Annotated in this window: 8 protein-coding genes and 1 pseudogene; 5 read left to right on the top strand and 4 right to left on the bottom strand. The window is 68.5% G+C overall.

Annotation, left to right across the window (positions count from 1 at the left end; translation table 11 throughout):
* Window positions 1-348: 348 nt before the first annotated feature.
* The 3 genes and pseudogenes from ACFP1Z_RS25380 to ACFP1Z_RS25370 form a co-directional block, all read right to left on the bottom strand.
* A pseudogene (locus tag ACFP1Z_RS25380) lies at window positions 349-1,680 on the bottom strand (tyrosine-type recombinase/integrase); the annotation flags it as partial.
* Window positions 1,681-1,718: 38 nt separating this feature from the next.
* On the bottom strand, window positions 1,719-4,763 hold the full coding sequence (locus tag ACFP1Z_RS25375) for an NACHT domain-containing protein (protein ID WP_390319764.1): 3,045 nt from the start codon (window positions 4,761-4,763) through the stop codon (window positions 1,719-1,721).
* 190 nt (window positions 4,764-4,953) lie between these two features.
* A complete protein-coding gene (locus tag ACFP1Z_RS25370; protein WP_390319762.1) occupies window positions 4,954-5,454 on the bottom strand; it encodes a hypothetical protein in 501 nt (166 codons plus the stop codon).
* Window positions 5,455-5,697: 243 nt separating this feature from the next.
* Here ACFP1Z_RS25370 and ACFP1Z_RS25365 point away from each other — a divergent pair, with 243 nt between their 5' ends.
* The 3 genes from ACFP1Z_RS25365 (at window position 5,698) to ACFP1Z_RS25355 (ending at window position 8,133) form a co-directional block, all read left to right on the top strand.
* The gene (locus ACFP1Z_RS25365; RefSeq protein ID WP_390319759.1) at window positions 5,698-6,258 is read left to right on the top strand and encodes an EF-hand domain-containing protein; all 561 of its coding nucleotides are present in this window, start codon (window positions 5,698-5,700) and stop codon (window positions 6,256-6,258) included.
* Window positions 6,259-6,415: 157 nt separating this feature from the next.
* Window positions 6,416-7,459 carry a methyltransferase gene (locus ACFP1Z_RS25360; RefSeq protein WP_390319757.1) on the top strand — a complete coding sequence of 348 codons (1,044 nt, stop codon included), beginning with the start codon at window positions 6,416-6,418 and terminating at the stop codon, window positions 7,457-7,459.
* A 2-nt stretch (window positions 7,460-7,461) separates the two neighbouring features.
* A complete protein-coding gene (locus ACFP1Z_RS25355; RefSeq protein ID WP_390319755.1) occupies window positions 7,462-8,133 on the top strand; it encodes a class I SAM-dependent methyltransferase in 672 nt (223 codons plus the stop codon).
* 124 nt (window positions 8,134-8,257) lie between these two features.
* Here the strand turns inward: ACFP1Z_RS25355 and ACFP1Z_RS25350 are convergent, their stop codons facing one another.
* Window positions 8,258-9,025 carry an SDR family NAD(P)-dependent oxidoreductase gene (locus tag ACFP1Z_RS25350; RefSeq protein ID WP_390319753.1) on the bottom strand — a complete coding sequence of 256 codons (768 nt, stop codon included), beginning with the start codon at window positions 9,023-9,025 and terminating at the stop codon, window positions 8,258-8,260.
* A gap of 437 nt (window positions 9,026-9,462) precedes the next feature.
* Between ACFP1Z_RS25350 and ACFP1Z_RS25345 the strand changes: the two genes are divergently transcribed.
* Window positions 9,463-11,379: a BTAD domain-containing putative transcriptional regulator gene (locus tag ACFP1Z_RS25345; RefSeq protein WP_390319751.1), complete on the top strand. Its 1,917-nt coding sequence runs from the start codon at window positions 9,463-9,465 to the stop codon at window positions 11,377-11,379.
* Window positions 11,380-11,532: 153 nt separating this feature from the next.
* Window positions 11,533-12,909 carry an NAD(P)/FAD-dependent oxidoreductase gene (locus tag ACFP1Z_RS25340; RefSeq protein ID WP_390319749.1) on the top strand — a complete coding sequence of 459 codons (1,377 nt, stop codon included), beginning with the start codon at window positions 11,533-11,535 and terminating at the stop codon, window positions 12,907-12,909.
* The last annotated feature ends 23 nt before the right edge of the window (window positions 12,910-12,932 follow it).

Genomic DNA, 12,932 nt, shown 5'->3' with positions numbered 1-12,932 from the left:
CTCGTAATGCGTAGGTCTCGGGTTCGAATCCCGAAGGCGGCTCCGTTGAAGCCCAGGTCAGATCCTTTCTGGCCTGGGCTTTTTCTTGTGCGTGCGCCGTGCGGGGACGGAACGCGATGATCTTCGCACCCCCCTGCGTGCCCATTGCGTGCCCATCCTGTTTTGCAGTCGCACCGGCGGTCGGCCCGGTAAGGCGATCGAGGGCCATCCGTGCGACTTGTTCGACCGTGCGGCCGTCCTGCCCGGCGGCCTCCACGATCTGCGCGACGAGATGATCGATGGCCATCTGCCCTGCCTGTTCGTGGCGTGGGTCGGCAGACGGTTCAGCGGGCGCCTGACTGAGGCGACGAGCATGGCGGCGGTGGCCTCAGCGGCGTCACGGGCTGCCTTCGGCATGACCGACTGGTAGATGTCCCGCGTGATCCGGGTGTCCGAGTGCCCGAGCGTCTCGGACACAATCTTGATGTCGACGCCGGCGGCGAGCATGAGCGAGGCCGCGACGTGCCGGAGATCGTGCAGCCGGATCGGCGGCAGGCCGCTCGTCTCAACGAGCCGTTCGAAGTGGTCGGTCAGCCACCCGGGATGAATCAAGGCCCCGTCTTCCTGGGTGAAAAGCCGGCCGGTGTCCTGCCATGCCTCGCCCCACTTGGCCCGCTCGGCGTCCTGCCTGCGTTGCTGTTCGTCGAGCACCTCGTTGGTGTACTCGTCGAGGGTGACGACGCGGTCGCCACTGTCTGTCTTGGGGGCGGACTCCACGATCTCCCAGCCGTCCTGTACGAGCTGGGTGGCAATGGTGAGAGTTTTCTGCGTGTGGCTCCGGTCCGCTCGGCGGACGCCGCACGCCTCCCCGCGGCGCAGCCCCCGGAAGGTGATCAGGTGGTAGAGCCCGTAGAGGCGCTCTTTCCTGGCGGCGAGGAAGTCGAGGAACTCGCCGGCCTGTTCCGGAGTCCACACCATGACCGGGGACGGCTTGACGCCAGTCCGCAGCCACTCGGCGACGCGCTCGTCGGTCCATACGAGGGTCTTGGGGCGTTTGGCCGAAGCGAGTTCGACATGCGCGGCCGCGTTGAACACGATCGATCCGCGCGCGATGGCGACGTTCAGCGCGGCCCGCAGTGTCGCTTTGATGTGATGCTGCGTCGAGACGCCCGTGATCCGCCGGAACGGCGGCATGGCATCAATGCTCTCTTTGAGCGCCTTGCGGCGGCGACGGTTTTCAAGCCCCTTCCACGGGATCAGCTTGAGCTCGTCGAACGCGGCTCTGCGCAAAGCGTTCGCGTCGGAGATCTCAATGTTCGTCTCGGCGATGCCGGCGAACATTTCGTCGAGGTGCGGGACAGTGAGTCTGTCGAGACGTATGTGCCCGATCCGAGGAATGAGGTGCATGCGGATGTCGACCTCGTACCGGTCTTTGCCGCTCTTGCGGAGCGCCTTCTTTCCCGCGAGCCAGAGTTCGAGCCATTCGGCGACAGTCGTGTGCTGTGTGAGCGACTGTCCCGTCGCGAACTTACGTTTGGTGTCGTCATGGTCGGGGATGGGTTCCTTGCTCGCACCGACGGTTTCGAGCATGTCGCCGAGGCGGCGCCGGCCTTCCTTGTCCTCCTTGTCGGCGATGTTGAGCAGCGCGCGAACCTTGTCGAGGTCGTTCCGTACGTCGGTCTCGGTGTCGCAGCCAGTGCGGAAGAGGTACCACTATCTGGTGAAGAAGCTGTGGCTGCTCAGCTCTTCACCGCCGCCCAGAAATTGCCGATCTGTGGGTCCTCAGACTTCTCATCAAGGATGTTGGCGGGGCCAAATTGAAGTCGGAGTTTTACTTTCCGAGAGCCCTTTGCTGAGAATTTCTCCAGTCGTGCAAGTTCAGTCTTTGTCAGGCTGTCGACGAAGGGTTTCCACTCGCCGGGATACGCCTGCGTCCACTTCAGCCGCTGGTCATCCGGTTGGTGATTGTCCTTCAGGATCAGCGTTGAGGAGGCATATTCCACGAGGTTCTTCAGGTAGTGCCGAACCGCTTCTACCCGTACCGGCACTTCGGCACTGGAAGGCTCTGGTGCGTCGATGACCTCGGCGCCTCGCGTGTGCAGTGCTTGGAGGATGTCGGGTCGGCGGTCGTAGTAGTTGCTGGGGCGGAAGAGGAGTTCCACCAGGTCCCTATGGCGTACCCCGCGCAGACCCGTGAGGTCTGTCTGCTCGGCACTGGCCGTGACCTTCTTGACGCTCGTTCCTTCAAGCCTGAGCTGCCAGCCGGAGCCGGCAGGAAGAGTCAGCGATTCCAAGCGGCAGTTGATCAGGGTGGCATCGCCCACCTTGGTGCGACTGAGATCGAGCGGGTCGGTGAACGCCGCATCGGCGATCGGTCCATTGGGCATCTCAGCAGCGGTCCGGATGACCTCTGCCCAGATAGCGCCCAGATTGGTGGCGATAGTGTCGCGGGGGGCGGAAGTCGACTGAATGTCAGTGAGCCGAAAACCGATTAGTGAATCGATAAGGAGGCCAGTGTCCACCGCTGCGACCACGCCGCTCACTGTTGCCGCACGCCATTCCGACCTGCTCATGAGCCGCTGGAAGGCTGCGACACGCCCGGCTTGGAGGTGGCGTACAACGATGCCGGCCAGGAAGTTGTCGAAGAACACCTCGTGCTGGAACCTGAATCTGGTCGGTCCGCGCGTTCCCGAATCCGTGGCTAAACCACAGAGGACCTGGAGGCGCTCCCTCAGACCTTCGCGATCGTCCAGATTGTTGACGTCGGCCATGCCCAGCGCCATCGCGGCGGCGAACTCCAGGTCGCTGGAGTCGATCTCCCTCTCACGGCCGTCCACCATGATCTCCGCGACATACTCGAAGGTGTGCCGCAGTTCCTCTCGGTTCAAGAGTCCCGAGTTGCTGTCTGCTGCGTAGGCGAGCTTACGTTCCTCCCGCGCGAGGTAGTGATTCAGGAGGCGATCGGTGAACGATGGGGTGCCCGTCTCGGACTCCTTGTAGGCCCCCGAGCGGCACATCTCAGCGAAAGCCCGGGCGAAGAACGGAAGGCCGAGAAGTTTCCGGTCTCCATCCGGCAGACGCTCGAAACGGTAAGTCGGCACTCCGTAGTCACTCAAGAAGGATGTGATCTCGACGGGAGTCCAGCGCAGAACCTCGGCGATGCTGTGGCGGACCGATGCGTTTCCGGCCTTGCTGGCCCTCTGCACGCTCGAACGGTACTGGTTCATGTAGTAGGAGGAGCGTGCCGAGATAACCAACACCCCGCGTCCACCCAGAGCATTGAGCCAGCCCTGCAGCGAGTCGATCGCATGGCTGTAAGCAGCCCCCCCAAGAAGTTCGTCAAAACCGTCGATGAGGAGAGCTATCAGACCTTTCCTGCACAGGGTCTTGACTCGTTCCTCAGTAAGGATTTGAGTGTGAGCCACGGCGTTGTTGACCGCCGCATCCAGGTCGTCCAGGACACGCCCCGTGGATCTCACGTAGAGGAAGAGAGGCAGGGTGCCCCGCTCGCTACCGCAGTACTGCTCGACCTCCCGCGCCCGGTTCCTCGCGGCCTTGACCATCGCTCGCGTCTTACCGATTCCCGCCTCGCCGTTGACGAAGAAAACCTGGGTTTGTCCCGTCTCGACGCCGAGGTCCGCGTCGACATCGTCGATCAGCTGAGAGAACGATTTCTTCCGCGGGTTGCCCCCGTCGTACTCGGTCACTCGGACGTGGGCTTCCCGGTGAGTGCTGACGTCCGGTCCCCAGCCAAGCTGCTTGGTTTCCTCTTCGGCGAACTGCCGCTCGATCTCTTCCAGCTTGTGGCGCAGACGGCTGGCGACGATTGGCCAGTTGGTCAGTTTACGTAGATATGCCCGGTATGGTACCCAGCCTTGCTCATCCTGCCACTCGGGACCATCGGGGCCAAGGCGGAAATAGTCTCTGCGAGGCTGGGTACCCTCGCTGACGGACTTGCCCCACTCATAACCGAACCCGTGACAGTGGTCAAAGTGCTGCGGAGGTGCGCAGGCGACATCGGCGAAAGCCATGAGGTCGTTCTCCACTTCCGCCCGAAAAGTTTCCAGGGGGTCCTGTGGCGCTCGCTTTGGCTTCAACAGCATGCGCAGCGAATCGATGAGCGCCTCGTTGCTCGGGTTGGATCGGTAGTTCGGCGTTCCGAAGGTGAGGTAGTCGGGACTATTTCCGGTGAATCTGGCGTATATATGCCAGCTGCCGTCCGGCTTCACATACATGAAGGGCCACAGGCACACGTCGGTGTCGCCCCAAGTGAACACCGGGCGTTGCTCTTGGCTTCCGTCGTCTATGAGGGAAAGCTCGGCATCCGACAGGCAGTCTGCGATGATGCCGGAGATCGCTCGTACCAGGGTGTCCACGACAGGAGACAGCCCGTCAGGGATCGCGCCTCCGTGACTCACGTGATCACGAAGGTTCTTGGTTGCCCGGAGCTCGGGTGGCGCCCCTGGGATTCCTTGGTCATAGTGGGCCAGCGCCTCATTCAGTGCCTGTGCCACGCGGTGGCCCGTGGTGTCGGGATCGGCATTGCCCAGGCGCGTGCGCAGGTCGCGGAGCAGTGAGATCCACTCTCCCAGTCCCGGCGACCTGCCGATGGTGACGCCCGGGAGGCCGGCCGAGTTCAGAGTGGACAGCGCCAGGAGAGCCAGGAAGCGTGCCTCGAAGTCAAGGGCGGAGAAGCTCTCCTGCACGCTCCTGGGTATGTCTTCCGAAACCGGGGCATAGAACCCTTCTATGTGGCGGAAGGCTGCGACGGCCGAGTTGGTCACCGATCACTCCAAGTGTGGTTTGCGACAGGGTCGTCCATTTATCCCCGACGGGATGTGAGGCAAACTAGCACCAACATCCCGTGCTCCAGGGGCCGTTACCTCTGCCCGGCACCTTCGCGCTCACCAACCGATGGAGGAGCGAGTAGCCGTACCTCCCGGGGAGTCGAGCGTGCGGCGCACCCGGCGGGCGTCACGGCAGGATCTCCAGCTGGACGGCGCTCTCGTAGCTTCGGGGACCGCAGCCTGTGGGGGCGATGGTCACTGTTCGGCGCACGTGGTGTCCCTTGCCGCGTCCTTCGGTGACGTGGCCCGTTTGCAGGAGGATCAGGGCGCCTGCGGCGCGGGTCGTGGTGATGCCGGTGAGGTCGATCTCGGACCGTCGGCCGTCGGCGTACCGGACGGTTTCCGTGCCGTGCCCGTTGGACAGTGAGACGCAGGATGCCGGGGTGGGGTCCAAGTCGAAGGAGCCGGAGGCCGGGAGGGTGCGGCCGGGGGTGACGGTGCACGTGTACCGTACGTCCGCGTGGTTGCGGGTCTGCCGGGGCAGGAGGGCTAGCGGTGGGTCGTAGCGGCTCTCGGCGTGGCCCGTGCAGGTGACGGCCTCGCTCGTGTGGGCCTGACTGGCCGGCGCCCACAGTGACGACGCGACGACGAGTGCCAGGGATCCCAGCGTCACCGTCGTGCCACGCATTCCGAACACGCACCCTCCAAATGTCCGCGCCGCTACCGCCTCTTGGCTGCCCCCTGAGCGCAGCTGTCATCCCGGCGCCCCGAAGCGCGCCGCCCGCGCGCATTCGCCCGCCTGTGCACCCCAACTGACCTTCACTCCAGCAGGAGTCCGCCCGTCGCAGCACGCGCATGAAGCGCGCAGCTCGCCGGGTAGGAAGGCGCGGGACGAGTCCTCGTCGAGCCGGAGCGAGCAGGAGGAAACCGAGTGGACCGCACGACCACCGCCAGCACCGCCACTACCCCCACTACCCCCACTACCCCCACCACCGCTACCCCCACCACCCCCACGCGGCGCGTCTTCGCCATGATGGACCGGGATGGGGACGGCGTCATCTCGGCGGACGACTACCTCTCCCGCATCGATCGGGTGGTCAAGGCGACGGGGCGCACGGAGGACGACCCGCTTGTCGCCACCGCCCGCGCGAAAGGGCTCAAGGCATGGGGCGTGATGGACGCGAACGCGGACGGTCGGCTCACTTTCGAGGAGTACGACGCGTGGGTGGACGGCGAGAAGTTCGACACCATCTGCCAGTACGCACTCGGCTCGCTGTTCGACCTCGTCGACGCTGACGGGGACGGTGCCCTGGACCGGGCCGAGTTCACCACGCTGCGCACCGCGCTGAACAATCCGCCCGGCAATGCCGAGGCCGCCTTCGGCGCGCTGGACACCGACGGCGACGGCCGGGTCGCCCGCGGCGCGTACCTGGCGGCGATCCGCGCCTATGTCGTCGGCGACAGCTCTCCGATGGGTGAGGTCCTGTACTGACCCGTGACCTGAGTGATCCGCGTGACCTGTAGGGGCGGCGGCCCGGCAGGTCCGGGCCGCCCCGGAGACCGCACCAGCGCCCCTGTACCTCCCGTCGAGTGCCCCCGCCTACCGTCCTGCCCGAGCACCCTCACGACTGCCGGGAGGAGAGTCGCGCATGGCGAAGGGCGTGGTGGCGCCGGACGGGGCCGGGGCCGGGGGCGAGGTGACGGCCGGGCCGTTGTTGCAGATGGCGGCCGAGTTCTACAAGTGGCGGACGGTGTTGTTCGCCGTCGAACTGGATCTGTTCACCGGCTTGCTCGACGAGGCGCTGGGGCGGGAGGAGATCCGGGACCGGTTCGGGATCAGTGAGCGGGCCGTGGGGGACTTTCTGGACGCGCTGGTCGCGGTGGGGCTGCTGGAGAGGGAGGCGGGCGGGGCGTATCGGAGTGCTCCGCTCGCGGCGCGGTTTCTCGATTCCGGGCAACCCGCTTATCTGGGGCGGTTCCTGGAGCAGGCGGACGAGCGCTGGGGGCGGCTGGGGGAGGGGCTGATCAGCGGGGAGCCGCAGAACGGGGCGCGGGCCGGGGCGGGGATGTTCGTCCGGCAGCACCGTAGTACGCGGGAGTGGCGCGCGTACTACGGGGGGATGGACGCGCTGAACGGGCCCAGCGGTGCCGCGTTGGTGGACGCCTTCGACTGGGGTTCCGTCAAGCGGGTCACGGACGCCGGCGGGGCGCGGGGGAATCTGCTTGCCCGGCTCGTACGGGCTCATCCGCATCTGGAGGCGACCGTCTTCGATCTCCCCGCCGTGCGGGGCGTGTTCGACGAGCACATGGCGGAGCGGGAGCTGACCGGGCGGGTGGCGTTCCGGGGCGGGGACTTCTTCCGTGATCCGCTGCCGGAGTCGGACGTGGTCGTCTTCGGGCACGTGCTGCACGACTGGGGTGTGGAGGAGCGCAAGCGGCTCGCGCGGCGCGCCTTCGAGGCGCTCTCGCCCGGCGGGTACGCGCTCGTGTACGACACCATGATCGACGAGGGGCGGCGGGCGGCCGCCAACCCCCTCCTCATCTCGCTCAACATGATGCTGTGCACGCCGGGGGGCGGGGAGTACACGGCGCGCGAGGGTGCCCGGTGGTTCCTCGACGCTGGCTTCGCGGAAGTGACCCACCGCCATCTCGTCGCCGATGACACCCTGTTGATCGCCCGCCGGGGGGTGTGACAGTGCCGGACCACCCGGGAGTGATCGATCCGCTGATCCAGCGCGCTCAACAGGCCTACACCCCCGCCCGGTTGGCGGTGTACGACGCCCTCGTCCTCGGCCTGTTCTGCTCGCTCGTGTGGCGCTGCCCGCGCCGCTCCATGGTGCGGCTGTACGAGCGCGCCGCGGGCGCGGCGCACCTGGACATCGGGCCGGGCACCGGCTACTTCCTCGACCGGTGCCGTTTCCCGGTGCCGGATCCGCGGATCACGCTGCTGGACCTGAGCGCGGAGTGCCTCCAGGCGTCCGCGCGCCGGCTGGCCCGGTACCGGCCCCGGACCTGCCGGGCCAATCTGCTGGAGCCGTTGCCGCTGCCGTCGGGGCACTTCGACTCGGTGGCCATGAATCTGGTGCTGCACACCGTGCCGGGCGGCTGGGACGCCAAGGGCGTGGTCTTCGGCGAGGTCGCCAGGGTGCTGCGGCCCGGCGGGACGCTGTTCGGGACGACGGTGCTCGCCGAGGGGGTGCGTATGAACGCGCTGACCCGCCGTCTGCTGGCCGAGCAGCACCGGCGTGGCAACTTCCAGAACCAGGGCGACGGTCCGGACGGGCTCGCGCGCGCCCTGCGCGAGCACTTCCCCGTCTCCCGGGTGGTGGTACGGGGCAGCGTGGCCGTCTTCCGGGCGACGGCCTGAAGCAGGGCGCGGCCGAAGTGCGCCGGGCAGCGGGGCGGTTGCGCCACGCTGCCCGGCGCACGGGCAGCACAGTCGGTACGGGGGCGTACGGACGTACAAGCGCTACAGGCAGTACGGGCGCCGCTCAGCGCCCTCCCGCCGTGTGGATGATCTCGCCGTTGATGTTGCCGTTGGCGGCGGAGCCGAGGAAGACGATCAGTTTCGCGATGTCCTCCGGTTCGCTGATGCGGCCGCTCGGTGTCTTCTCGATCTCCTTGTCCACCAGTTCCCGGGTGGCGGGGTCCTCCAGCAACTGCTCCATGAACTCCGTACGGGTCGCGCCCGGCGCGACGACATTGGCCAGGACGCCGTGGCGTTCCCACATCAGGCCCTTGGCGAAGCCGTGCAGGGCCGCCTTGGAGCCGCTGTATATCTCGGAGCGCTCCATGCCGTAGTGGGCCGTGATCGACGACAGCAGGACGATGCGGCCCCAGCCGTTCTCCCGCATGCCGCCCAGTACGCGCTGCGCGGTGAGCATGTGCCCCTCGGTGTTGGCCCGGAAGCGGGCCGTCCACTTGGCCGGGTCGAGGTCCTGGAAGGCGTCGTCCTCGCCGGGGTCGCCCCAGGTGAACCACAGGGCGTTGGCCACCAGGACGTCGACGCCGCCGAACGCCTCCCGCACCCGGTCGACCGCGGCGGTGATCGACTCCGGGTCGCGCAGCTCGTAGGGGACGGCCAACGCCCGGCCGGGGCCGCCCAGTTCGCCCACCAGCTTCTCGGCGGCCTCGGCCGAGGAGTTGTAGGTGATCGCCACGCGGGCGCCCTCCCGGGCGAAGAGCAGGGCGGCGGCGCGCCCGATGCCCCTGGTGCCGCCCGTGATCAGTACGCGCTTGTCCTTGAGTCCGAGATCCATTCGGCAACTCCTCGGCGAATCGGCGCCGTTGCGCCGATGACGAAGGCGGGCCGCGGTTCACCCGCCGGAAAGATAGTCGCCAGACTACTAGTCAGCCCGGCGACCATCAAGGCATGTCGTCCCGGACGGTGCCTGCGGCCGCCCAACCCCCGCCACCTGCGGCGACTTGGGCAAAACATCTTCCCCCATAAATTCTCGATCAAATTTCTGCGGGGCTTCCAACGAGTTTCGAGCGAAATTCGATCTGATGCGGATACACCAATTCCGCACCTTCCAGCAGATCTCCACCGGGGGACAAGTGCGCCGTGCGGCCCCTTCCGGGCCTTTCCGGGCGCGCAGGCTCAAGGCTCGACCGTCGGTTCCCGTGAAGTCCTGGGTATCACGATCTTTCGTGAATCGGTATTCATCATCGGACGGAACAGCAAGGGGGAGTTCGCATGCATGTCAGAGTGCTCGGGGAGTTCGCAGTCACCCGCTCCGGGGTCGAGATGACCCCCTCCGCCCCCAAACTGCGGCAAGTATTCGCCCTGCTCGCCGTCGAGATGAACCGTGCGGTGCGCACGGATCAGCTCATCGAGGAACTGTGGGAGGACCGCCCGCCGTTGAGTGCTGTCACCACCCTGCAGACCTACATCTATCAGTTGCGCAAGCTGCTTTGCTGGTCGGAGGCGGCCGTCGGGCCCGCGGCCGCCGCCTGCGACGGGGTCGCGCTGCGGACCACGCCGGGGGGTTACGTACTCCGGCTGCCGGAAGACGCCCTGGACTCCGTACGGTTCGAGCGAGGGGTGAGCGCCGGCCGGGAACAACTCGCCGCCGGGCGTTTCGAGCAGGCGGCCGGCACCTTGCGTCAGGCACTGGAACTGTGGACGGGCCGGGCGTTCGGAGCGGTCAGCCCGGGCCCCCTGTTGCACGCCCAACTCGTGCGCCTGGAGGAAATGCGCAAACTGGCGCTGGACCACCGGATCGAGGCCGACCTCCGGCTCGGCCGGCACATCGACCTTATTGGGGAACTCACCACTTTGGTCGCCCAGCAGCCGACCCACGAGGGCTTCCAGGCGAAACTCATGCTCGGTTTGTACCGGGCGGGCCGGCGCGCGGAGGCACTCCAGGCGTATCAGCGGGCCCGGACCGCGCTTTCGGACGAGCTGGGGCTGGAGCCCTCCGCGGAGCTGCGGCGGCTGCACCAGGCCATGCTCGCCGCCGACCCCTCCCTGGACGCCCCGCCGCAGGTCCCCGGCACCGTACGGCCGGCGGCCCGGCACCGCCGGCCGCCGAACCAACTGCCGATGGTCGCCGGTCAGTTGCTGGGCCGGGAGCGGCAGCTCGACGACGTGTGCCGGGCCCTGGCCGGGCACGGCCGGGCCACGCCTGCCGTGGCCCTGGCCGTCGGCGCGCCCGGCTCGGGCAAGTCCGCGTTCGCCGTGCACGTCGCCCACCGGGTACGGGCCTGTTATCCGGACGGGGTGCTCTTCGCCGCGCTGCAGCGGCCGGACGGCTCCGTCGTCCCGGCGGCCGAGGTCCTCGGCGGGTTCCTGCGCGCGCTCGGCCTGAGCCACGGCAGGGAGGGGGCCTGCCCGGAAGAGGCACAGGCGGCCTTCCGGGCCTGGACGGCACACCGCAGGCTCCTGGTGGTGCTCGACGACGTCGTCGACGCGCAGCAGATCAGCGCCCTGCTGCCCGGCCCGGGTTCGGCCGTGGTCGCCGTCGGACGCCGCATGCTGTGGCACCCGGCGGTCGTGGTCACCGCCCGGACCGGCCCGCTGGGGGAGGAGGCCTGCCACGGCATGCTGGCCGGCGCGCTGGGCGCCGACCGGCTCGCGGCGGACGGCGACCGGCTCGGCGAACTGGTCACGCTGTCCGGCGGACTGCCGATGCCCCTGCAGACCGCCGCCAACCTGCTCCAGCTGCGCCCCCATTGGCCCGTGGCCAAGCTCCTGGCGGCCGCGAGCGGCGACGTGCGCCGCATCCCCCCGGCCGCCGTCGGCGCCCCCGGCCTCGCCGACAGCGTGGCCCGTTCCGTCCGGCTGCTGCCGGGCGCGGGCCAGGCCGCCTTCCGTACCGTCGCGGGCGCCGCCGAGCCCTTCGTGTCGGTCGCCCGCGCCGCCCAGCTGCTGGAGGTGGACGAGGCGCAGGCGGAACTGCTGCTGGAGGACCTGGTGGAGTACCAGCTGGCGGAGGCCGAGGACGTGGGCGGGGTGCTGCGCTACTCCGTGCGCCCGCCCATACGCGGCATCGCCGCCTCCCTCGCCGCCCCCGCGGCGGGCGTGCCCCTCCGCCGGCGGCTGCCCGTGGCGCCCTCCGGCGACGGGAGCGCCCCCCTGGAACTGGCGCCCACGGCCGCCGGCTGGGCCTGACGGCCGGGCAGTCGGCAGCACGGTCCCGATCCCCGCCGAAGCCGGAACCGGCCGACTGCCCACCAGCCGCCCCACGAGCGCCCTTCCAGCCCTCTTCGAAGCACACCTGCAACGTTCGAGGCGGACGCACACCGCCCGTGGAAGGGGAGACACATGCGCGCTGCCACCCAGGTACTGGTCATCGGGGGAGGCCCCGCGGGTGCCACGGCCGCGGGGCTGCTCGCGCGCCAGGGCGTACGGGTCACACTCCTGGAGCGGGAGACCTTCCCGCGCTACCACATCGGGGAGTCCATCCTGCCGTCCTGCCGCCCGATCTTCGAACTCCTCGGCGTGTGGGACAAGGTGGCGGCCCACGGCTTCCGGGCCAAGGGCGGCGCCTACTTCAGCTGGGGCCCGGAGGAGTGGGAGGTCCGCTTCACCGAACTGGGCCAGGACGGCAGCAACGCCTGGCAGGTCGTGCGCGGCGACTTCGACAAGCTCCTCCTCGACCACGCCCGGGACCTCGGCGTCGAGGTGCACGAGGGCGTGAACGTCAAGGAGGTCGAGTTCGACGGCGACCGACCGGTCGCCGCGCACTGGGAGAACGGCCCGGCAAGCGGCCGCATCACCTTCGACCATCTCGTCGACGCCTCCGGGCGGCGCGGCGTCCTGGCGAGCCGGCAGCTGCGCACCCGCAGGTTCCACAGCGTCTTCCGCAACGTCGCCACCTGGTCGTACTGGAAGGACGTCCAGCCACTCGGCAAGGGACCGGACGGCGCCATCGTCGTGGCCTCCGTGCCCGAGGGCTGGTTCTGGGCGATCCCGCTGCACGACGGCACCACCAGCGTGGGCCTGGTGACCGGACGCGACACCTTCAACCGGCGGCGCGCCGAACTCGGCGGCATCGAGGAGGTCTACCACGAGGCCCTCGCCCGCTGCCCCGCCGTCGCCGGAATGCTCACGGACGCCGAACGCACCACCGGTATGCGCACCGAACAGGACTACTCCTACACCAGCGACGTCTTCAGCGGCCCCGGCTACTTCCTGTGCGGGGACGCCGCCTGCTTCCTCGACCCCCTGCTGTCCACCGGCGTGCACCTGGCCACCTACAGTGCCATGCTCGCCGCCGCCGCCATCGGCTCCGTGCTGCGCGGCGAGGTCACCGAGAGCGAGGCGCGGTCCTTCTTCGACGGCGTCTACCGCGGCGCCTACGAGCGGCTGCTGGTGCTCGTCTCGGTCTTCTACGAGAGCTACCGCGGCAAGGAGTACCACTTCTACAACGCGCAGCGGCTGTCCGCCGAGGACCGGGACGCCCTCGACCTCCAGGCCTCCTTCGACCGCATCGTCACCGGCATCGCCGACCTCAAGGACGCCGAGGACGTCTACCGCCGGGTCCGGCAGCACCTCGGCGGCGCCGACAGCGGCGACCCCAACCCGCTCGCCAACCTCAACAAGGAACACGAACTCAAGGCCGCCCCGACCGGCCCCGACCGCGCCGTCGAGGGCCTCTATCTCGCCTACGCACCGCAGTTGGGGCTGCGCCGCGCCTGACGACCCCGCCCCGCGCGCCCGTC

Origin of the sequence: Streptomyces gamaensis, assembly GCF_042656465.1 — a bacterium.
GTDB lineage: Bacteria > Actinomycetota > Actinomycetes > Streptomycetales > Streptomycetaceae > Streptomyces > Streptomyces gamaensis.
The sequence above is the reverse complement of the archived record's forward strand: the minus strand, read 5'-3'. Positions and strand labels throughout refer to the sequence as shown.

Bases quoted from the DNA above. Each gene is read 5' to 3' on its own strand.
- ACFP1Z_RS25370 (WP_390319762.1), bottom strand. From the start codon at position 5,454: ATGCGTGGCACGACGGTGACGCTGGGATCCCTGGCACTCGTCGTCGCG.
- ACFP1Z_RS25360 (WP_390319757.1), top strand. From the start codon at position 6,416: ATGGCGAAGGGCGTGGTGGCGCCGGACGGGGCCGGGGCCGGGGGCGAG.
- ACFP1Z_RS25350 (WP_390319753.1), bottom strand. From the start codon at position 9,025: ATGGATCTCGGACTCAAGGACAAGCGCGTACTGATCACGGGCGGCACC.
- ACFP1Z_RS25345 (WP_390319751.1), top strand. From the start codon at position 9,463: ATGCATGTCAGAGTGCTCGGGGAGTTCGCAGTCACCCGCTCCGGGGTC.
- ACFP1Z_RS25340 (WP_390319749.1), top strand. From the start codon at position 11,533: ATGCGCGCTGCCACCCAGGTACTGGTCATCGGGGGAGGCCCCGCGGGT.